The organism is Nitrospirota bacterium (assembly GCA_040757335.1).
In the GTDB taxonomy this organism is placed as follows: Bacteria; Nitrospirota; Nitrospiria; order 2-01-FULL-66-17; family 2-01-FULL-66-17; genus JBFLXB01.
The window spans coordinates 1-19,133 of record JBFLXB010000029.1; the positions used below are offsets into that span (position 1 = coordinate 1).

Genomic DNA, 19,133 nt, shown 5'->3' on the forward strand with positions numbered 1-19,133 from the left:
ACGATGCGGCCCGCCTGGCCGATGATCCGGTGCACAAACTCCTGCTCGATCGCGATCCGGTCGCCGGGGACGCGTTGGCCTCGCAGCCCACGCTCTCGCGCTTTGAGAACGCGGTCGGGCCGAAAGACCTGCTGCGGCTGGGGAGGGACCTGGCCGAGACGGTGATCGCGCATCACGCGGCGCGGCGGAAGGGCCGGGCCTGGCAGATCACCATCGATCTGGACCCCACCGACGATCCCACGCACGGCGCCCAGCAACTCGCGCTGTTCAACGGGCACTATGGGACGTGGTGTTACCTGACGCTGCTGGGGTTTCTGCGCTTTGACGACGAACCCGAGCAGCACCTGTTCGCGGCCCTGCTGCGGCCCGGCACGGCCTCCCGCCAGGGCGTCAGCGGCCTGCTGGTGCGCGTGATCGCGCGGCTGCGGAGCGCGTTCCCGAAGGCGCGGCTGCTGGTGCGGCTCGATGGCGGCCTGGGGATCCCGGAGTTGCTGGATCGGCTGGAAGCCGTCGGGGTGGACTATGTCATCGGGCTGCCGACGAACGCCGTGCTGCGGCGGCGGGCGGAGAAGGCCCTGCGCAAAGCCCGTCGGCGGGCCCGCGAGACCGGCCAAACCGCCACCGCCTATACCGAGTGCGGGTACGCGGCCAAGACCTGGTCCCGGCGGCGCCGGGTGGTGATCAAGGCGGAGGTCGTCGCCCATCCCGGCCGGGCGCTCAAGGATAACCCCCGTTTCGTCGTCACTAATCGTCCCGAGCGGGCCCAGGCGGTCTACGAGCAGCTCTATTGCTATCGGGGCGAGATCGAGAACCGGATCAAGGAACTGCTGCACGGGCTGGAGGTGGATCGCACCAGTTGCTCGCGCTTCTGGGCCAACCAGTTCCGGGTGCTGCTGACCGCCGCGGCCTACGTGCTGCTGCAAGAGTTGCGGCGGCACGCGGCGCACACGGTCTGCGCCCGCGCGCAGGTCACGACGCTGCGCGAGCGGCTGCTCAAGCTGGGGGCGCGGGTGGTGGTCTCGGTGCGCCGCATCGTGCTGCACCTGCCCGCGTCGGCGCCCTTTCGCGAGGCGTGGCGGCAGGTGGCCTTGGCCGTCGGAGCGCGAGCGGGGTAGGCTGCACAGCTGCCGACCAGGGGGGGAACCGACACCGGGGGCGTGGTGCGTCTTTGGCAGGCCGGAACCCGGCGCCCGCGAGGCGGCAGCCGCTGTCTGAGGCCGTGGGAGACCCGAAAGGCCTGAGGCGCGTGCCTCGGCGGCGTCATCACGATGGGGAATATCCCGATATGAGCTTTATCCATGCGCTTCGGTAGAGTCGAGAATGGGCGCGGTAGCCGCAGGTCCGGGGAGTTGCTGTTTCCGCCCGCTTTCGCGTGTTGGCGGTGCCTCAATCCGTCCATGACCCCGTTTCCCATCCCCGCTCATCGAACCGGACGTGCGGATTTCCCGCATCCGGCTCTCCGACTGGTTTCACGAAAAGGCTCACGGACGAGCCCCCACATGCACCGTGCGAAGCCGCAGGACCCCCAAAGCACCGAAGATCATGTCGTCGTCGAAACGGCGGGTGCCTCGCGTGGGCACCTTGTGGCGACGCCGAAGGAAGTGCCGGACGCGTTCGTAGACGTGATTGTCCACCGCCCGATACGCGAAGAGACGTGTCCCATAGCTGAAGTAGTTGGACCAGCCTCTGAGCAGCCGGTTGAGCTCCTTGCCCACCGTGGGCCAGGGGCTCTGGTTGCTGGGTCGCAGGATGGTCCGGACCTTCCCCTTCAGTTGCTGGACCGACTTCTTCGACGGTTTCGCGGCCAGATACCAGTGACCATCCTTGCGGTACCGCTCCGGCCCGAAGGTGTACCCGAGAAAGTCGAAGTGTTCCTCGCGCGCGTTTCGGATGCACGTCTTGGTGTCGTTGAGGGTCAGACCGATCGCCGCCAGCACGCATCGCGTCCACGCCAGAGCGGGTTCCGCCTTCCCCCGACTGAGGATGACGAAGTCGTCCGCGTAGGCCACGAGCCGGGCGGCGAACTCCCGGTCCTTGCCTCGCTCCTGAAAGACCCGGAGGAATCGGTTCAGATAGATGTTCGCGAGCAGCGGGCTGATGACGCCGCCTTGCGGCGTTCCCCTCCGGCTGCCCTTCCCACCTGTCATGCGCCGATGGCCTCGTTCGTCCGTTTCCTCCACGGGCGTCTGGAGCCACGCCTTGATCAACCGCAGCATCTTCCCGTCCGACACGCGTCGGGCGATGGACGGCATCAGTTGATCATGGGGAATGGTGTCGAGGTACTGGCTCAGGTCTGCGTCCACCACCTCCGTGTATCCGTCGCACAACGCTCGGTGCACTCGCTCCACGGCGCCCCCCGCGCTGCGGCCCTCTCGGTAGCCAAACGCGCTGTCGCTCAAGTCCGCCTCGAAGATCGGTTCCAACACCAGCTTGGCGGCGGTCTGCGCCACGCGATCCCGAATCGTCGGGATCCCGAGCGGCCGCTGCCCGCCTCCCGGCTTCGGGATCAGCACCCGTCGCACCGGACTGGGCTGGTACGTCTCCGTTCGCAGTGCCTCCCTCAGACTCGCGAGCCACTCCTCGAGCCCCGCCGCCTCGATGTCGCCGAACGTCATCCCGTCCACGCCCGGCGCGCCCCCGTTGCTGCGGGCCAGCCGATAGGCGTGGTCCAAGATGTCCTCCCGGTACACCTTGTCGTAGAGCAGGTAGAAGCGGAACGCTGGTGCTGCCTTCGCCTTCTCATACAGTCCCTTCCGCAGGTTCCGGATCTTTTCCGGGGTTTTCAGACTCACGTCAATCCCCTCATCCTCTGCCCGCCTCCGGGCCACCCAGAAGTGAGGCCCCCGTCCCTCCACCCTCGTTACGGGCTTCATCGGTACCATGGGCCTCTCCGACTCCCGCCCGGGCCGCCAGCTCTCCCGGCGTCGGCCGTCGCGACCGGCCATCCCAAACGGGTCTCCCACGTTGCCCAGTCGACCTTCACCGCGTGCGGTCCCCATTACCCCGGCGAGCCGGAGCGCAGCGTGTCTCGGTTGCTCTGCACTCCGCAGCGGCCTTCTCCGTTATTCAGGCGGATCGGCACTCGCATCGTCACTTTCGAGGCCTGCTCAGGGTTCACTCGCGTTACGGCCCGCGGCTTCGCTCACCCACCCGCGGTGGGCTTCACCCAGGGCTTCACGTGCGACGTGCCTGGGTCGCTTCCGGGGTGCACCGAGAACTCCCCAGATGAGACTTTCACTCATGCGTCGACTGGACCTTCTTCGTGGCGCACTGAATAATGCGGGCTAACAGGTTGCTCAAAAAGTTCCAGCCGCAAGGCCGCAGCGAGGAGGGAACCGGAAAGCGCTTCGCGCCGCTTTGTGGCGCTGTCAATGCCACGTTCCGCTCGCTTGGCGAAGCAGCGTACTGGGTCGTACGTGAGGATTCCCGACGAGCGAGAACGCAGCGGATGGACTTTTTCAGCAACCTGCGGTTCGTTTGCTTGACAGGCTTTCCGCACCGCCCGTAAAATCGGTCCTCTTACGCGACAGGTAGACATGGCTCAGACTGCACCGGAATTGACCGTCCTCGGGGGCGGGTTGGCGGGCTGCGAGGCCGCGTGGCAGGCGGCCGAGCGCGGCGTGACCGTCGCGCTCTACGAGATGCGGCCGATGCGGCCGACCGCCGCGCACAAGACCGACCAGCTCGCGGAACTGGTCTGTTCCAACTCGCTGGGGTCGGCGGAGATTACCAACGCAGCGGGCATCTTGAAGGAAGAGATGCGGCGGATGGGCTCGCTGGTGGTCCGCGTGGCGGACACCTGCCGCGTGCCGGCCGGCGCGGCCCTGGCCGTGGATCGCACCGAATTCGCGGCGCGGATCACCAAAGAGATCAGCACGCACCCCAACATCACGGTGCTCCGCGAAGAGATATCGGAGATCCCCGCGAGCGGCCCGGTGATCGTGGCCACCGGTCCGCTGACCTCCGACGCGCTGGCCGAGTCGCTCAAGAAGCTGACGCGTGCGGAACGCCTGTATTTCTTCGACGCGATCTCGCCGATCGTGGACGGCGAGACGGTCGATCGCTCGATCGCGTTTCCGGCATCGCGGTACAACAAGGGCGGGGACGATTACCTCAATTGCCCCATGACCGAAGACGAATACAGCGCCTTCTACGCCGCGCTGCTCGCCGCGGAGAAGGTCCCCACTCGCGAGTTCGAAAAGACGCCGTACTTCGAGGGCTGCATGCCCATCGAGGTGCAGGCGGAGCGCGGACGCCAAACCCTCCTGTTCGGTCCCATGAAACCGGTCGGGTTGGTCGATCCGCGCACGGGCCAACGCCCGTTCGCCGTGGTCCAGTTGCGGCCGGAAGACATGCACGGCCAAGCCTACAACCTGGTCGGGTTCCAGACCAAACTCAAGTGGCCGGAGCAAAAACGGGTGTTCCGTATGATTCCGGGGCTCGCGCAAGCGGAGTTCTTGCGCTTCGGCAGCCTGCACCGCAATACCTTCATCAATGCGCCGTTGTTGCTCCGCGAAACGTTGCAGCTTCGGTACGACCCGCGGATCTTCTTCGCGGGCCAGATCGTTGGAGTGGAGGGTTACACCGAATCCGCGGGCATGGGCCTGCTGGCGGGGATCAACGCGGCGCACGTGATTCAACACAAACCCCTGTTGATCCCGCCACCGACCACGACGTTGGGCACGCTGATCACCTACCTCACCACCAGCGACCCGCGGCACTTTCAGCCCATGAACGTCAACTTGGGGCTGTTTCCCCCGCTGCCCACCCGCATCGTGCAGCGGGACGTGCGCAGGCAGAAAATCGTTGACCGCGCGTTGACCGACCTCGACCGGTGGAAGACCCAATCACTCGCGTCTTAACGATCCTCGAAACCGAGCGCGCGGCCTCGGCCGAGACCCTTCGGGCCTACCGGTCCGATCTGCGGCAGTACTCGGCCTTTCTCCGCGACCCGGATCAGGCAATGGACCTGTCGAGCCCGTTGGGCCAAGGCCCCCTCGCAGATCCCGTACGTTTGCTGGCGGCCACTCGCGTGGACATTCGCGCGTATCTCGCGTGTCTCAAGCGGCGCGGGGTGAAGAAATCGTCCGTCATGCGCAAGCTCGCCGCGATCCGCACGCTGTACCGCTATTTGTGGCGCGACGGCACCATTCCCGCCAGTCCCGCCGCCGGAGTAGCCACCCCCAAGCAAGAGAAGCCGCTGCCGCGGGCGCTCTCGGTTGATGCGGCCAAGGCGGTGGTTGAAGCCCCTCGCGGCACCGCGACGCGGGCGTTGCGCGATCGAGCGGTCCTCGAGACCTTCTACTCCACCGGCGCGCGATTGTCCGAATTGGCGGGCCTGAACGCGGGCGACCTCGACCCGGAAGCCGGCGTGGTTCGGCTGTTTGGAAAGGGGAGGAAAGAACGGATCGTCCCGATCGGCTCCAAGGCGTTGGCCGCGATTCAAGCCTTCCGGGAAGCGATCGGGGTCCGGCACACCGGCGCTCTGTTCGTAGGAGAATCCGGGCGGCGGTTGTCGAGTCGCACCATCGCGCGGATCGTCACCGCAGCGGGTCGAAGGGCCGGCGAACCGGACACGAGCCCCCACTCGCTGCGGCACAGCTTTGCCACGCACCTGCTGGAGGGCGGGGCCGATCTGCGCGCCATCCAGGAAATGCTCGGCCACGCCTCGCTCGCCACCACGCAACGGTATACGCACCTGACGGTCGATCACCTGATGAAGGTGTACGACGACGCCCACCCCCGCGCGCGGCGCAAAGCGTCATGACTCTGCCTATTCGATCAACCACCGTGCTGTGCGTACGCCTCGAACGCGAGGTGGCCATGGCAAGCGACGGTCAGGTCACGATGGGAACCACGGTGATGAAGTCCAACGCGCGGAAGATCCGGCGAATGGCCAACGACCGCGTGCTCGCGGGTTTTGCCGGCTCGACCGCCGACGCGTTGGCATTGTTCGACAAGTTCGAAGCCAAGCTCTCCGAGTACCACGGCAACCTGAGTCGCGCGGCCGTGGAGCTGGCCAAAGACTGGCGCACCGATCGCGTGCTGCGGCGGCTCGAAGCGTTGCTCGCGGTGGCGGACCTGACCAGCTCGCTGCTGATCTCCGGCACCGGAGACGTGGTGGAACCGGAGGACGGCATCCTGGCGATCGGGTCCGGGGGACCGTACGCGCTGGCCGCGGCACGCGCGCTCATGGGCCAGCCCGGCCTGACCGCGGAGGCGATCGTGACCCGCGCCATGACGATCGCCGCGGGCATCGACATTTACACGAACGAGTCGATCGTCGTCGAAACGCTGAAGGGGTAGCGCCTGTCCATGAATGGTCCTACGAACCCCGAAGGCACCGAATCAATCCCAGTCTTGGACGACATGACGCCTCGGCAGATCGTCGAGGCCCTGGATCGCTACGTGGTGGGCCAGAAATCCGCCAAACGTATGGTGGCGATCGCGCTGCGCAACCGGTGGCGCCGGCGCCGCCTCGCGCCCGATCTGCGCGACGAGGTGCTGCCGAAGAACATCATCATGATGGGGCCGACCGGCGTGGGAAAGACCGAAATCTCCCGTCGATTGGCGAAACTCGCGCGCGCGCCGTTCCTGAAAGTGGAGGCCTCTAAGTTTACCGAAGTGGGATACGTGGGGCGGGACGTGGAGTCCATGGTGCGCGACCTGCTGGAGCTCGCCATCACCATGGTCAAAAGCGAGTCCACCGAACGCGTCAAAGACAAAGCCGCCAAACAGGCGGATGAACGCCTACTCGACCTGCTGCTCCCTCCGCCCGCGCTGCGCACCCCGAGCGGGGTGTATGACCCGACGCGCGAGACCGCGCCGCCTGGTTACTCGGATTCGTACGATCAGACCCGCGAGAAACTTCGGCAACAACTGCGCGACGGGAAGCTGGAAGAACGCACCGTGGAAGTGGAGGTCAAAGAGAAGGGGCCCGCCCTGCCCGTGGGCGTGATCTCCAACGTCGGGATGGAGGAGATGGAGAGCAGCCTGCGCGACATGTTGGGCAACCTCTTCCCCGGGAAGAAAAAGCCGCGGAAGATGACCGTGGCCGAGGCGCGCCAAGTCTTGGAGCAGGAAGAAGCCGCCAAGCTGATCGACATGGACGAGGTGGCGCGCGAGGCGATTCGCCGCGCGGAACAGGACGGCATCATCTTTCTCGACGAAATCGACAAGGTCGCGCGACGCGAGCACGGGATAGGCCCGGATGTCTCGAGGGAAGGCGTGCAGCGCGACCTGCTGCCCATCGTGGAGGGGTCCACGGTCACCACCAAACACGGGCCGGTCAAGACCGACCACATCCTGTTCATCGCAGCCGGGGCGTTCCACATCAGCAAACCGTCGGACTTGATTCCCGAGTTGCAGGGGCGGTTTCCCTTGCGAGTCGAACTCGACCCGCTCACCCAAGAAGACTTTGTCCGCATACTAACCGAGCCGCGGAACGCGCTGATCAGGCAATACGTGGCTTTACTCGCCACCGAAAACGTGGACCTCTCGTTCACGCCCGACGCCATCGAGGAAATCGCCTCGATCGCGGTGCTGGCCAACGACCGGATGGAGAACATCGGCGCGCGGCGGCTCTTCACGGTGATGGAGCGGCTCCTGGACACGGTGTCGTTCGACGCGCCCGAACTGACCGACAAGAAGCTCGTGATCGACGCCGCATACGTCAAGAAATCGTTGGCCGACGTCGTGAAAGACGTGGATTTGAGCCGGTATATTCTGTGAAGTGAAAGGCGGTGCGCCGGTTCGCCGGTCGGCCGGTGTGCCGGTTCAAGACCAGGGGAAGAACAAGGCAAGGGAAAACCGGCGCACCGGCTAACCGGTCAACCGGCTAACCAAACCCCATGAAGCGACTGATTGAAAAAGCCAATACGCTGGTCGAAGCGCTGCCCTACTTGCGGGCATTCGCGGGCAAGACCGTGGTGATCAAGTACGGCGGCAACGCGCAGGTGGACGAGGCGCTCAAAGACGGGTTTGCCGAAGACGTGGTGCTGATGAAGTACATCGGCGTCGATCCGATCGTCGTGCACGGCGGCGGGCCGCAGATTTCCGACATGATGAAACGCCTGGGCAAAGAGCCCAAGTTTGTGGACGGCGTGCGCGTGACCGACCGCGAAACCATGGACATCGTGGAGATGGTCCTGGGCGGCGTGATCAACAAAGAGATCGTCGAATTGATCTCCCGCCACGGCGGCCGGGCCGTGGGTCTATCCGGCAAGGACGGCCGGTTGATCACCGCCAAACCCCTCAAACCCGCGGGCGCCAAGCGCGTGGATCTGGGCCAGGTGGGCGACGTCGACTCCATCGATCCGCAACTCCTCAGCGACCTGACGTCGAACCGCTACATCCCGGTCATCGCGCCCATCGGCGTGGACCGCGACGGACGGACGTACAACATCAACGCGGACCTGGTGGCCGGCGCCGTCGCGCGCGCCCTCAAGGCCGAGAAGCTCTTGGTTCTGACTGACGTCACCGGCATAAAAGACGCCAAAGGAGGGCTCATCCCCACCCTCTCGCGTAAAGAGATCCAACGCTTGATCAAGGCCGGCACCATCACCTCGGGCATGCTGCCCAAGGTCCAAGCCTGCCTCACCGCGGTGGAAGGCGGCGTGGCCAAAGCCCACATCATTGACGGCCGCGTTCCCCATGCCTTATTGTTGGAAATCTTCACCAAGGAGGGCATCGGCACAGAAATTATTGCTTGATGCTTTGGTTTCTTCGTTGTCTCAAACCTCGATGGCCGCCTGGCCGTCGAGGAAGGGTCAGATGCAAGGCGGAGCAAGCCGTCGCGCCCGGAGCGTACCGGGTTGTACGTGAGGCGAGTGGCGCCACGAAGAAGTGGCGCCAAGCTACGAGCGCCGCCGAGACGGTGAGGCGGCCGTGGCACCTTGAGAAGCGGCAACGCCGCAGATGGCCCTGCATCGACGGATCAGGCAGGAGCCGAAGTGGTGGAATGGCAGACACGGCGGACTCAAAATCCGCTGCGGGCAACCGCGTGGGGGTTCAACTCCCCCCTTCGGCACCACCTGTTTTTCCGGTAGTAGTACTCTGACCCCAATTCTTGACCCGGTAATAGTACTCTGACCCCAATTCTTGACCTTTCGCCGCATCCGTCACCGAGATCCCCAGCGGCACGATCACCATCTCATTTCATTCAGGACCTCACCGGGGTGTGGCGGGTTGTGCATTGGACCGACACGCTCAATCAATGGCTTCGACATTGTGATTTCGGGAGTCGGCTACTCGACCGACAACCACCGGTTGCGCTCCAATCGGAACACCGGCGGCGGAACCTTCTTCGTTTTGGTCTTGAGCTTGCGGGCGATCTCCAACAGCGTCTCGCGCGCCTTGTCTCCGTCACCCACCATTGCCAGCGCTCGGACCAGACGATCGGTGGGTGCACCCAAGGCCTTGATCGCGCCGGTCTCCACCCTCGACAAATACTCGGGCGTCACCCCCAGGAGCGCGGCAAATTCTTTGGCGGGGAAACCCACGTGCTTGCGTAGAAAGCGCACCTCCGGGCCGCTCAGGAGCGTCGGCTGCCGGATCAACGTGTCGGCAATGAGCCGATGCAGCTCCGCAATTCGGGGAATGACCGGCGACTCGCCCTTGCACTTAGGGCACCACCGCACCACGATCCCCACCAAGTAGACGTTCTCCAACCCGCTCAACACGTAGTGGTAGGGAGCGTCGTCCGTTGTCTTCCGCTCGACCATCTCCACGTCACACGTGTAGCATTTCATGATCCACTCCTCCCCGCGTTATCGTCTCCGCACGCTCAGCGAGAACACCGTAACCACGATCAGGTTCCCGTTGATCTCCACCACGCAGGCCGCCCGTCCGCCGTCCACGATCGTGCCATCGATACGGTATCGCCAGCCGCCCCGCTGTGCCTGACTGTGTTCGGTCACCCGCCCGGAGCGCAGGACGTGCCGGACATCATGGATGTCCAGCCCCCACTTCCGCAGTCGCTCTTGCGCGTGGGGCGTGACCTCGACAGTCCCTTTCTCCCACAGCTCGCGAATCCGCCGAAGGACCCATTTCGGGTTGTGAGGGTCCTGAAGCGGCACCACCTCGCCCATCGTCCCTGGACTCGTCTGTGATAAACGGATGAAACCGATTATTAGGATGGCTTGACAATATGTCAAGTTAGAGAGGTAAGTCAAGGGGTGGAGCAATCTGCTCGGGCAACCGCGTGGGGCCCTCCACTCCGGCTGAGCGCCTCTTCCAATTCCCCGAAGTCGGCGCCTTGCAGGACACCGATGCTGCCGCCATCCTACAGGACAGGAGCAGGTTGCGATGCACCGTGGTGTTTCCAGTGCCCCCCGATCCCATCGTTCAGATCACTGGCTGAAATTCTTTCGGGTGCTATGATTTCGCCTGGAGTTGCAGGACGTGGTTACCCAGTTACAAAAATGTCGAGGACCTTGGCCCTATCCCTTGGGTCTGTTGATTGTTGCGGGTGGTCTGATGGCAGGCTGCGCTTCTCTGACCAGCCAGCAGGCTGAGCAGAAGGTTGCTGGTCAAAAGCTCCAAGAGGCGTTGACCAAACAGACGACCGCCAATCAAGAACTGGAAGGCAAGCTCGCGAGACTCCAATTGCTGTTGCTCGAAAAGGAGGCCAAGAACAAAGACCTCGACCAGCGACTCGACGAAGCGATTCTGGAGGTCGTGCGAGCCAAAGCCAAATTGCGAAGCCTGGAAAGCAAGGCGGAAGCCGTCTCGACCCTGGCCGAGGGAGAGATCGCGTTGAAAGCCCTGAAAGCCAATGTTCCCGGAGCGGAGAAAGACGCGGACTTCCTCCAGGCCGAACAACTCCTGAAGGCGAGCGGGCTGGAGCTCAAGAAAGAAAACTACGGGGGGGCCCTCTACCTCGCCGCCCAGGCCAAAGGCATCATCTACGAACGCCAGGAGCGATCGACCGGTCGAGAGAACACGCCGATGATGGCTGGCGAGGTGCCGTTCGCCAGCCCGCTCCCGCTTCGGTTGGTCAGTTCGAGCAAGATCAGGGAAGGTCCCGGCCTGGATTCGAAGGTCCTGTTTACGCTGCCGGAAAAGAGCACGCTGGTCGGTTACTCATACAAGGGCCTTTGGGTTCGCGTGCGAACCCAGGACACCCGTAGCGGCTGGGTTTACTACAACCTGATTGCCGGGCGGTAAGTCGAAGGAATCAGCTCGCGAGGCCAAGGTCGGGCTGTCGATCGGCACCCGCGATCACCACCCGGTTGCGCCCGTTCCGTTTCGCGTGGTACAAGGCGCCGTCGGCTCCGGCAATAATCGCCTCCGGGGTCTTCCCGTGCTCCGGAAAGGTCGCCACGCCGATGCTGACCGTGACGGCCGCCAAGTCCGTCTCCCCACCGAGCCTCGCCGTGCTCGCTCTTTTCCGAATACGCTCTGCGACCTCGACTGCCTCGTCGCTGCTCGCTTCGGGTAACAGCACGATGAACTCGTCGCCGCCGTAGCGCGACGCATAGTCCATACTCCGCAACGATTCCCTCAAGATTGCCCCGATGCCCTTCAACAGGGCATCTCCCGCCTGGTGACCCAACGTGTCGTTGTACTCTTTGAAATGATCGGCATCGATCATCGCGACGGAGAATTGGTGACGGCATCGCGTGGCCCGGGCCACCTCGCTCGCCAGCACGTCCATAAAATGTTTGCGATTGTACAGCCCGGTCAAACTATCGGTAATGGAGACCGTCTGAAGTTCTTGGTTCCTGTCGCTCAGCATCCGGTTGATGGTTGCCAGTTGGTCCTGACTCTGGCGCAAGCGCTCCACCATCTCGTTGAACGCTTCAGTCAAATACCCGACCTCGCCGCGACCGATCACCGGGAGTTTCACCCCCAGATCCCCTTCCGCGACCTTGGCTGCGCCGTCGGCCAGACGGTTGAGGGGGCGGACGATCGTCAGGCCCAACACGTACGCGGCGAGGCCGATGGCCAAGAGAAGGCCCAAGCCGATCGCTGCGGTCAGACTCCGGATTTGAACGGTCTGAGCGTAGACTTCCTCTTTCCCGATCTGAGCCACGACTCCCCAATCCAACTGTGCGAGCGTCCTTAACACCCCGATCACCGGTTTCCCCTGCCCATCAGGGTACTCGAGCAACGCCGAATCCGTTTCAGGCCGGCGGGCGGTGTCGAAGAGTCGGCTGAGGTGTTTGAGGGTAATGCCTTCCGACGAGGTACGGTTCGACTTCGCGATCACAGCCCCGTCGGGTGCGATCAGGTAGGACGCGCCGGTGGCAGCGAGTGTGGACCGGTCGAGGATCTTCTCCACCGTGTGAAAGTTGAGTTTGACGGCCAGGAGGCCCAAGAACCGGCCGTCCTGGGCCCTGATCGGCACCGCGATCAGCATCACCATCTTGCGAAGGGTCGGATCCTGGTAGGCCTGACCCATGATCGGCGTATCGGCTTTGGCGCGCGTCTGCCAGTCGGGCGGAAAGCTCAGGGCGCTGACCTGGCTGGCGCTGGTGGCGATCGTCTGGGTCTTGGTGTTGACCACCACCAACTCTTCGTAATCGCCGAACTTGCTGCGCACCGACTTAAGGTAGTCGTTGAGACGGTGGAGGGCAAGCGTTTTGACGCCCGGAGGAGGCCCCGCACGCGGTAATCGTGTCCAGATTCTCCGAGACTTCATAGGAGCTGGAAAAGACCCGGACTTCGTACAAACGCTCCTTGAGCCATAGATCGAGTTCTCGGACGTTCTGTCCGGTGATGTCCCTCAGTTGATCGGCCACCTTGTCCGTGAGAAACCGATTCGCGTACACGTAGAAGAGCCACCCGATCGTCACCGACGGGATCAAGGTGGCCAGGAGGGAGAAGACCAGGATCTTTCGCCTGACGCTGTCGAGGCGAACGCGATGAAGAGCTTTGGCCAGAATGTGTTCCCAGGAAAGCACGTAGTCCCCGCTGATTTCGGACGGCGCCTGCAATCGGAGCGACCAGGCCTAGTGTAGTGCCCGACAAGGCGGTGTCAACCGGCCCGGTGCTCCGTCCCGCAGCGCCGAGCGCGGGGGCGTCGCGTAACAAAATCCCTGGCCGAATTTCTCGCGGGTGCTATCATAACGCCTGGAGTTTCGAGACATGGTCAACGGATCGCACAACGGTCGCGACACGCGCTGGGGAGAGCGCGTCACGGTACGCACCCCGGTGACAATTCGGTGGGAGGATCGCGATCGGTCCGGGGTGATCCATCATCTGAGCGTCTCGGGGTGTTTTATCGAAACCGCGTTCCCCTATCCCTCCGGGACCACGCTCCGACTGTCCTTCGTGCTCGAGCCCGACGTCTCCAGGATCGAAGTCGACGCCAGGGTGGTGATGCGAAATCTCGGCGGGATCGGCCTTCGGTTCTTGTTCCAGGAAGAAGACACGCCGCTACGACTCAAGCGCTGGGTCGACGCCCACATCCCGTACCGCGGCGTCCTCCGCTGATCCGCACCACCCCTTGACACGGGAAGGCGTCGTCCGTACGCTCGTCCCGTCGTGTTGACCGCATCGACCATGCTGGCCCTCGGAACCGCGGCTCCCGACTTTCGCCTCCGCGACACGACCGGGCGGGTGGTCAATCGGGACGACTTCAAGCACGCCCCGGCCCTACTGGTCGCGTTCATCTGCAACCACTGCCCGTACGTGAAACATATCCGAAGCGGGTGGGCGGCGTTTGCGCGGGAGTATCAGAGCAAAGGGCTCGCCATCGTGGGCATCAACAGCAACGACGCGGCCGAGTACCCTGAGGACGGTCCGAAGAAAATGATCGACGAGGTGACGGCCGCCGGCTACGTCTTCCCGTACCTCTATGACGAAACGCAGGCCGTCGCGCAGGCGTACCACGCGGCCTGCACGCCGGATTTTTTCCTGTTCGATTCAGGCCGGCGGTTGGTGTACCGCGGCCAGTTCGACGACAGCCGACCCGGCAACAACGTGCCGGTCACGGGCAAAGATCTGCGCGACGCCTGCGACGCCGCGCTCGCCGGCCAACCCGTTCCCGCCACGCAGAAACCCAGCATCGGTTGCAATATCAAGTGGAAGCGGGGTAACGAACCCGCATACCTTCGGTAAGCCTGTTCAGGAGGGGCCATCTGCGGCGTTGCCGCTGCGCTTCCGGTGCTCACGTACGCACACAGTACGCTCCGCTCCGGTTCTCGCGGCGCCTTGCATCTGGCCCCTCCTGAACAGGCTTAGGGGGTAAGTCCTCAGCAACCTGGTTCGCGTTTTTAGGGAACGTCTACGTGGGGCAGATAATTTTGCCCTGATCCGGATTGACAATCCCGTCGCGGTAGTCGATCGGCACGTCGATCACGGTCGGCACGCGCTGATCCAGGGCCTCTTTGAGCAGCGGGCCGAAGTCGTCAGCTCGCTCCACCCGGTAGCCTTTGGCCCCGAACGCCTCGGCAAGGAGGACCAGGTCGGGGTTGCCGAAGTCGATGCCGAACGCGGCGCCAAACTGGCGCTCCTGTTTCCAGCGAATCAGGCCGTATCCCTCGTCGCGGAATACGACCACCACGAACGCGACGCCGAGCCGCACCGCGGTTTCGAGTTCCTGCACGTTCATGAGGAACCCGCCGTCGCCGCAGACCGCGACCACCCGCCGATCAGGCTCGATGAGCGCGGCCGAGACCGCCCCGGGCAACGCGATGCCCATCGACGCAAACCCGTTGGAGATCAGCACCGTGTTCGGCTCGTAGGCCGCGAACAACCTGGCCACCAGGAGCTTGTGGGCGCCCACGTCGCTGATCACCACGTCGTTCCGGCCCAGCGCGCGGCGCAGCTCGCGCAGCACCCTGGCGGGTTTCATCGGCATGACCGGCGATTCCGCGTCGCGATCGAGATCGCTGAGGATCGCTTCCCGCAGACGACGGGGGTATCCGCGGTCGTGCGCCTGCGTCACCTCTCCCCGCAGCAGCTCGAGCGCCTCCCGCACGTCGCTGACCACCTCCACCTCCGGTTGGTACATCGCGTCGGTCTCCGCGGGCGTGAAATCGATGTGCACGATCGGCTTGTCGCCGTTGGGGTTCCAATGGTACGGGGCGTATTCGACCTGGTCATACCCCACCGTGACGATGAGGTCCGCCGCGTCGAACCCACAGGACACGAAGTCTCTCGCCTGCAGGCCGATCGAGAGCAACGATAACGGGTGGTCGGCAGGCACCGCGCCTTTGGCCATGAAGGTGTTGGCCACCGGGATCGCGGTCTTCTCGGCAAACGCGACCAGCTCCCCCGAGGCCCCGCCCCGAATCACGCCGTTGCCCGCGAGGATAATGGGGTGGTGGGCCTTGTCGATTAGGTCCGCGGCGGCGCGCAGCGAGGGGCGATCCGGGGACGGCCTCCGGGTGCGACGGCTCGCCAGCGGCGCCCCTTCGGCGCGCTCGCCCGCCAAGTCTTCAGGCAGTTCGATGTGGCAAGCCCCGGGTTTTTCCGCCTGCGCGGTCTTGAAGGCGTGGTGCACCACCTCGGGGATGACCGAGGCCCGTTCCACGCGGGTGTTCCACTTGGTCAACGGCGCGAAGGCTTCGACGATGTTCACGTACTGGTGCGATTCCTTGTGCACTCGCTCCAAACCGGCCTGCCCGGTAATCGCCACCAGCGGCGCGTGGTCCAGGTTGGCGTCGCCGATCCCGGTCGCCAGGTTGGTCGCGCCGGGGCCCAGGGTGGCCAGGCAGACCCCGGCTCGGCCGGTCAGCCGTCCGTACACGTCGGCCATGAACGCCGCCCCCTGCTCGTGCCTGGTGGGGATGAATCTGATCGTGGATCGCGAGAGGGCGTCCAACAGGTCCATGTTCTCTTCGCCGGGAAGCCCGAAGATGTATTCCACGCCCTCGGCCTCCAGACATCGGACAAAGAGCTCCGCCGCGGTCATGACGATGATTCGTCTTCGGTCGTGCGAAAGATGGGGGAGCCGTGGTGGTGCACCAGCAGCCATTGGCCGTTGCGCCGCTCGAACACGTTGGTTGCGAGGATCTGGCTGGTGTGTTCCTCGTCGGCCTGGCGACTGGTGATTTCTTCGATGCAGATCAGCCACCCGATATCACCCTGGACCGTGAGGTGGAGGATGTGCGGGGTGAAGGTCATGGCCGACGTGTTGTTGAAGATGCGCACCCACGCGTCGCGCACGTCGGACCACCCCGACAACGGGCCCCACCCGGGATGGACGCACTGCACGGGCGCGGTGACGAGCCAAACCGCTTCCATTTGTTTGATGTCCAGGCTTTCGAACGCGCGGTAGAAGCGCTCGTTGGCCGCCAACACCGCCTCTTCCACCGCCAGCCAATCGGTCATCGACCTGCCCTCGGCTTACCCGCGCGCGGTTTGGCGATGAGCTTCAAGGTTCCCTGCGTGGCCGTGGCGAACGGCGTGCCCTGATCAGTCAGGGCCTGGCGCGTCTCGTCGTAGTCCCGGTCGTTGCCGTAGGCGAGCAACAGCATTTTGCAGGTGTCACACGTGGCCACGTCCCGGTGCCGCTTAAGATAGCGCTTGGCCGAAGTCTGGCAACAGGGGGAAAGCCCCTTCATTCATTCCCCGATGATCTTCACGAGCACGCGTTTCCGGCGTCGCCCGTCGAACTCGGCGTAGAAGATCTGTTCCCACGTGCCGAAGTCCAGCTTGCCGTCGGTGATCGCCACCACGACCTCTCGGCCCAGCACCTGCCGCTTGATGTGTGCGTCGCCGTTATCTTCGCCGGTCAGGTTGTGGCGGTAGTCGCCTTCCTGCGGGACCAGGCGCTCCAAGAACGCCTCGTAATCCGCCAAGAGCCCGGACTCGTCGTCGTTGATATAGACGCTCGCCGTGATGTGCATCGGGTTGACGAGACACAGACCCTCTCTGATCCCGCTTTTCTTGACCGCGGCCTCGACCTGCGGCGTGATATTGATGAACTGCCGCCGAGTGGGCGTATGAAACCAGAGTTCTTCGCGGTAGCTCTTCATGGGCGTGAGGGTTGGTCTTCTTCGACGCTGCGCGTGTATAATGCCACCTACCCAAGGGGAACGCAATGGCGGGCAACAGCTTTGGACAAGCGTTTCGTCTGACCACCTTCGGCGAAAGCCACGGCGCCGCGTTGGGGGTGATCGTGGACGGCTGCCCGGCGGGCCTGCCGCTGGCCGCGGAGGAGATCCAGCGCGACCTCGACCGCCGCAAGCCCGGCCAGAACCTGCTGACGACGCAACGACAAGAGAGCGACCGGGTCGAAATTCTCAGCGGCGTGTTCGAGGGCCACACCACCGGCACCCCGATCGCCATGATCGTGCGCAACGAAGACGCGCGCCCGCAGGATTACAGCCGGATCAAAGACCTGTTCCGCCCCGGCCACGCCGACTTCACGTATTGGAAAAAGTACGGCCGCAGGGATTACCGCGGCGGGGGCCGCGCGTCCGCGCGCGAGACCATCGGCCGCGTGGCGGCAGGGGCGATCGCGCGCAAGCTGCTGGCCGGCCACGGCGTGTCCATCGTCGGCTACGTCACGCAGGTCGGACCCGTCAAAATCACCAAGAAAGACTTCTCGGCCATTGACCAGAACGCCGTGTTCTGCCCGGACCCCGAAGCCGCCGAGAAAATAACCCAGGTCATCAAGGACGCACAGGCGGCGAAGGATTCGGTCGGCGCAATGGTCGAGATCGTGGCGCGCGGGGTGCCCGCGGGCTTGGGCGAACCCGTGTTCGACAAACTGGACGCCGAGCTGGCCAAGGCCATGATGTCGATCAACGCGGTCAAGGGCGTGGAGATCGGCGACGGCTTCCGAGTGGTTGAACTGCGCGGCAGTCAGAACTGCGATCCCATCACGCCCAGGGGCTTCGCGAGCAACCACGCCGGCGGCATCCTGGGCGGCATCTCCAACGGGGATGAGATCGTCATCCGCATGGCGCTCAAGCCCACGTCTTCGATCGCGATCGAGCAGGACACCGTCGACGTGCGCGGCAACCCCGCCAAGATCGCCACCAAGGGCCGCCACGACCCCTGCGTGGGCATTCGTGCCGTGCCCATCGGAGAAGCCATGATGGCCCTGGTCCTCGCCGATCATTTTCTGCGGGACCGGACGAGTCGGCTGGATAAGCTGTGAGCGACGTACGGCACATCCCGCCTCCTGACGCCGAACGTCGAATCTGGCAGTGGGCGGAGTTGACTAGTCTTTCGCTGGAGCTGATGGAGGCCGCCATACGGCGCGAACACCCCGCTCTGTCCGATGAGGAAATCCGCACTAAGATGGTGGAGCGCTTGCGGGCGTACCGAGCGCTGCGCAAGCCGGCTTAATGACACCGTCGCCAAGAATCCTCCGCGAACGTCTCGTCACAGTCTGCGAATTTTTCGAGCGACAACGAATCAAATATATGCTCGTCGGCGGACTCGCCGTCGGAATCTGGGTCGCGCCGAGGGCTACGTCCGACTTGGATTTCGTGGTCGGCATTGACGAATCCCGGCTCCCGGCCTTGGCCGAAGCCGCAGAACAAGCCGGCTTCGTGATTTTTGATCCTAAACCGGTTCGATTTCAGCGCATGATGCTGTTCCGCATGTTCCTCAAAGAGGAGCGAGATCTACTCTTGATTGACTGTCTACTGGCGGGAGACGACTACACGAAGCAGGCGCTCTCTCGCACCGTCCAGATCGCTATTGCAGGGCACTCGGTGGAGGTTTGTGCTCCCGAAGACCTCCTCCTGCTCAAACTCGTCGCGGCTCGTGGACTGGATTTGGCTGATGCTGAAAACGTGGCCCGTTTTCAGCATCAGCGGATGGATCGGTCTTATTTGGCCACGTGGGCCGAGCGCCTTGCCGTTTCGGAAGCTCTCACCCAACTCATGACGAACGCCGCATCGCCGGACAAGCCAACCTAACAAGGAGACCGCCGATGCAAAAGAACGTCGGAAGCCTGGATCGCTTCTACCGGTTCGGCATCGGCTTTCTCTCCGTCGCCTTGGTCGTGGTCTCGGAATCGATCCTGCTCAAAATCGTCTTCGCGCTCGTGGCCATCTTCGGTATCGTCACCGCGTTCACTGGCTATTGCCCCCTCAACGCAAAGTTCGGAGTCGATACCACGAAACGAAAATCACGCTGAGGCCATCCGCCCGCCTGTAACAGTCCAGTCAGACCATTAGCTTCACACCGCTAAGGCCATGCCGTTTTCTCGCGCGTCTGGCTGA

General features: G+C 64.0%; 22 protein-coding genes and 1 tRNA gene. 14 read left to right on the plus strand and 9 right to left on the minus strand.

Annotated elements, in window-relative coordinates:
• Window positions 1-1,115: IS1380 family transposase (locus AB1451_13615; protein ID MEW6683934.1), on the plus strand; the 1,115-nt coding region annotated here is incomplete at its 5' end.
• Between the two features lie 366 nt (window positions 1,116-1,481).
• On the opposite strand, the gene ltrA is transcribed toward AB1451_13615, so the two are convergent.
• Window positions 1,482-2,792 carry a group II intron reverse transcriptase/maturase gene (ltrA, locus tag AB1451_13620; GenBank protein ID MEW6683935.1) on the minus strand — a complete coding sequence of 437 codons (1,311 nt, stop codon included), beginning with the start codon at window positions 2,790-2,792 and terminating at the stop codon, window positions 1,482-1,484.
• A 744-nt stretch (window positions 2,793-3,536) separates the two neighbouring features.
• On the opposite strand from ltrA, the gene trmFO reads away from it, so the two are divergent.
• The 6 genes from trmFO to AB1451_13650 all read left to right on the plus strand — a co-directional run bounded on the left by trmFO (window position 3,537) and on the right by AB1451_13650 (window position 9,031).
• On the plus strand, window positions 3,537-4,862 hold the full coding sequence (gene trmFO / locus AB1451_13625) for a methylenetetrahydrofolate--tRNA-(uracil(54)-C(5))-methyltransferase (FADH(2)-oxidizing) TrmFO (GenBank protein MEW6683936.1): 1,326 nt from the start codon (window positions 3,537-3,539) through the stop codon (window positions 4,860-4,862).
• Entirely contained in the window at window positions 4,835-5,767 is a 933-nt protein-coding gene (locus AB1451_13630) for a tyrosine-type recombinase/integrase (protein ID MEW6683937.1), read from the plus strand. The genes trmFO and AB1451_13630 overlap by 28 nt, the downstream gene beginning before the upstream one ends.
• Entirely contained in the window at window positions 5,764-6,306 is a 543-nt protein-coding gene (gene hslV, locus AB1451_13635; protein MEW6683938.1) for an ATP-dependent protease subunit HslV, read from the plus strand. Before AB1451_13630 ends, hslV begins: the two co-directional genes overlap by 4 nt.
• A 63-nt stretch (window positions 6,307-6,369) precedes the next feature.
• Entirely contained in the window at window positions 6,370-7,731 is a 1,362-nt protein-coding gene (gene hslU, locus AB1451_13640) for an ATP-dependent protease ATPase subunit HslU (protein ID MEW6683939.1), read from the plus strand.
• A 119-nt stretch (window positions 7,732-7,850) separates the two neighbouring features.
• Window positions 7,851-8,711 (plus strand): acetylglutamate kinase, encoded by an 861-nt coding sequence (argB, locus tag AB1451_13645; GenBank protein ID MEW6683940.1) that lies wholly within the window; start codon window positions 7,851-7,853, stop codon window positions 8,709-8,711.
• A gap of 234 nt (window positions 8,712-8,945) precedes the next feature.
• Window positions 8,946-9,031: transfer RNA gene (locus tag AB1451_13650), tRNA-Leu, on the plus strand.
• Window positions 9,032-9,245: 214 nt separating this feature from the next.
• Here the strand turns inward: AB1451_13650 and AB1451_13655 are convergent.
• Window positions 9,246-9,749, minus strand: a complete 504-nt coding sequence (locus tag AB1451_13655; protein ID MEW6683941.1) for a helix-turn-helix domain-containing protein — start codon at window positions 9,747-9,749, stop codon at window positions 9,246-9,248.
• Between the two features lie 18 nt (window positions 9,750-9,767).
• Complete coding sequence (locus tag AB1451_13660) at window positions 9,768-10,088, minus strand: DUF4258 domain-containing protein (protein MEW6683942.1); 321 nt, start codon at window positions 10,086-10,088, stop codon at window positions 9,768-9,770.
• A 388-nt stretch (window positions 10,089-10,476) separates the two neighbouring features.
• On the opposite strand from AB1451_13660, the gene AB1451_13665 reads away from it, so the two are divergent.
• Window positions 10,477-11,166 (plus strand): SH3 domain-containing protein, encoded by a 690-nt coding sequence (locus tag AB1451_13665; protein ID MEW6683943.1) that lies wholly within the window; start codon window positions 10,477-10,479, stop codon window positions 11,164-11,166.
• 10 nt (window positions 11,167-11,176) lie between these two features.
• Here the strand turns inward: AB1451_13665 and AB1451_13670 are convergent, their stop codons facing one another.
• Both AB1451_13670 and AB1451_13675 read right to left on the minus strand, forming a co-directional pair.
• Window positions 11,177-12,544 (minus strand): diguanylate cyclase, encoded by a 1,368-nt coding sequence (locus AB1451_13670; GenBank protein ID MEW6683944.1) that lies wholly within the window; start codon window positions 12,542-12,544, stop codon window positions 11,177-11,179.
• A 4-nt stretch (window positions 12,545-12,548) separates the two neighbouring features.
• The gene (locus AB1451_13675; GenBank protein ID MEW6683945.1) at window positions 12,549-12,905 is read right to left on the minus strand and encodes a hypothetical protein; all 357 of its coding nucleotides are present in this window, start codon (window positions 12,903-12,905) and stop codon (window positions 12,549-12,551) included.
• 184 nt (window positions 12,906-13,089) lie between these two features.
• On the opposite strand from AB1451_13675, the gene AB1451_13680 reads away from it, so the two are divergent.
• Together AB1451_13680 and AB1451_13685 are read left to right on the plus strand one after the other, a co-directional pair.
• Window positions 13,090-13,437 carry a PilZ domain-containing protein gene (locus AB1451_13680; protein MEW6683946.1) on the plus strand — a complete coding sequence of 116 codons (348 nt, stop codon included), beginning with the start codon at window positions 13,090-13,092 and terminating at the stop codon, window positions 13,435-13,437.
• A gap of 69 nt (window positions 13,438-13,506) precedes the next feature.
• A complete protein-coding gene (locus AB1451_13685) occupies window positions 13,507-14,064 on the plus strand; it encodes a thioredoxin family protein (protein MEW6683947.1) in 558 nt (185 codons plus the stop codon).
• 166 nt (window positions 14,065-14,230) lie between these two features.
• Here AB1451_13685 and AB1451_13690 read toward each other — a convergent pair whose 3' ends face one another.
• Genes AB1451_13690 through AB1451_13705 form a run of 4 tightly spaced genes read right to left on the minus strand, consistent with a single transcriptional unit; the run spans window position 14,231 to window position 16,928 of the window.
• Window positions 14,231-15,862 (minus strand): acetolactate synthase large subunit, encoded by a 1,632-nt coding sequence (locus AB1451_13690; GenBank protein ID MEW6683948.1) that lies wholly within the window; start codon window positions 15,860-15,862, stop codon window positions 14,231-14,233.
• Window positions 15,859-16,281: a nuclear transport factor 2 family protein gene (locus AB1451_13695; GenBank protein ID MEW6683949.1), complete on the minus strand. Its 423-nt coding sequence runs from the start codon at window positions 16,279-16,281 to the stop codon at window positions 15,859-15,861. Before AB1451_13695 ends, AB1451_13690 begins: the two co-directional genes overlap by 4 nt.
• Window positions 16,278-16,514 (minus strand): hypothetical protein, encoded by a 237-nt coding sequence (locus AB1451_13700; GenBank protein ID MEW6683950.1) that lies wholly within the window; start codon window positions 16,512-16,514, stop codon window positions 16,278-16,280. The genes AB1451_13695 and AB1451_13700 overlap by 4 nt, the downstream gene beginning before the upstream one ends.
• Window positions 16,515-16,928 carry a secondary thiamine-phosphate synthase enzyme YjbQ gene (locus tag AB1451_13705; GenBank protein MEW6683951.1) on the minus strand — a complete coding sequence of 138 codons (414 nt, stop codon included), beginning with the start codon at window positions 16,926-16,928 and terminating at the stop codon, window positions 16,515-16,517.
• 65 nt (window positions 16,929-16,993) lie between these two features.
• Here AB1451_13705 and aroC point away from each other — a divergent pair, with 65 nt between their 5' ends.
• The 4 genes from aroC (at window position 16,994) to AB1451_13725 (ending at window position 19,048) form a co-directional block, all read left to right on the plus strand.
• Entirely contained in the window at window positions 16,994-18,058 is a 1,065-nt protein-coding gene (gene aroC, locus AB1451_13710) for a chorismate synthase (GenBank protein ID MEW6683952.1), read from the plus strand.
• The gene (locus AB1451_13715; GenBank protein MEW6683953.1) at window positions 18,055-18,249 is read left to right on the plus strand and encodes a hypothetical protein; all 195 of its coding nucleotides are present in this window, start codon (window positions 18,055-18,057) and stop codon (window positions 18,247-18,249) included. The genes aroC and AB1451_13715 overlap by 4 nt, the downstream gene beginning before the upstream one ends.
• Before the next feature lie 77 nt (window positions 18,250-18,326).
• Entirely contained in the window at window positions 18,327-18,827 is a 501-nt protein-coding gene (locus tag AB1451_13720) for a nucleotidyl transferase AbiEii/AbiGii toxin family protein (GenBank protein ID MEW6683954.1), read from the plus strand.
• Between the two features lie 14 nt (window positions 18,828-18,841).
• Window positions 18,842-19,048: a DUF2892 domain-containing protein gene (locus AB1451_13725; GenBank protein MEW6683955.1), complete on the plus strand. Its 207-nt coding sequence runs from the start codon at window positions 18,842-18,844 to the stop codon at window positions 19,046-19,048.
• Window positions 19,049-19,133 lie beyond the last annotated feature (85 nt).

Coding starts and splice junctions, on each gene's coding strand:
- AB1451_13720 (MEW6683954.1), top strand. CDS start 18,327: ATGCTCGTCGGCGGACTCGCCGTCGGAATCTGGGTCGCGCCGAGGGCT.
- AB1451_13655 (MEW6683941.1), bottom strand. CDS start 9,749: ATGAAATGCTACACGTGTGACGTGGAGATGGTCGAGCGGAAGACAACG.
- AB1451_13685 (MEW6683947.1), top strand. CDS start 13,507: ATGCTGGCCCTCGGAACCGCGGCTCCCGACTTTCGCCTCCGCGACACG.
- AB1451_13700 (MEW6683950.1), bottom strand. CDS start 16,514: ATGAAGGGGCTTTCCCCCTGTTGCCAGACTTCGGCCAAGCGCTATCTT.
- AB1451_13695 (MEW6683949.1), bottom strand. CDS start 16,281: ATGACCGATTGGCTGGCGGTGGAAGAGGCGGTGTTGGCGGCCAACGAG.
- trmFO (MEW6683936.1), top strand. CDS start 3,537: ATGGCTCAGACTGCACCGGAATTGACCGTCCTCGGGGGCGGGTTGGCG.
- AB1451_13690 (MEW6683948.1), bottom strand. CDS start 15,862: ATGACCGCGGCGGAGCTCTTTGTCCGATGTCTGGAGGCCGAGGGCGTG.
- hslV (MEW6683938.1), top strand. CDS start 5,764: ATGACTCTGCCTATTCGATCAACCACCGTGCTGTGCGTACGCCTCGAA.
- AB1451_13725 (MEW6683955.1), top strand. CDS start 18,842: ATGCAAAAGAACGTCGGAAGCCTGGATCGCTTCTACCGGTTCGGCATC.
- argB (MEW6683940.1), top strand. CDS start 7,851: ATGAAGCGACTGATTGAAAAAGCCAATACGCTGGTCGAAGCGCTGCCC.
- hslU (MEW6683939.1), top strand. CDS start 6,370: ATGACGCCTCGGCAGATCGTCGAGGCCCTGGATCGCTACGTGGTGGGC.
- aroC (MEW6683952.1), top strand. CDS start 16,994: ATGGCGGGCAACAGCTTTGGACAAGCGTTTCGTCTGACCACCTTCGGC.
- AB1451_13680 (MEW6683946.1), top strand. CDS start 13,090: ATGGTCAACGGATCGCACAACGGTCGCGACACGCGCTGGGGAGAGCGC.
- AB1451_13705 (MEW6683951.1), bottom strand. CDS start 16,928: ATGAAGAGCTACCGCGAAGAACTCTGGTTTCATACGCCCACTCGGCGG.
- AB1451_13660 (MEW6683942.1), bottom strand. CDS start 10,088: ATGGGCGAGGTGGTGCCGCTTCAGGACCCTCACAACCCGAAATGGGTC.
- AB1451_13665 (MEW6683943.1), top strand. CDS start 10,477: ATGGCAGGCTGCGCTTCTCTGACCAGCCAGCAGGCTGAGCAGAAGGTT.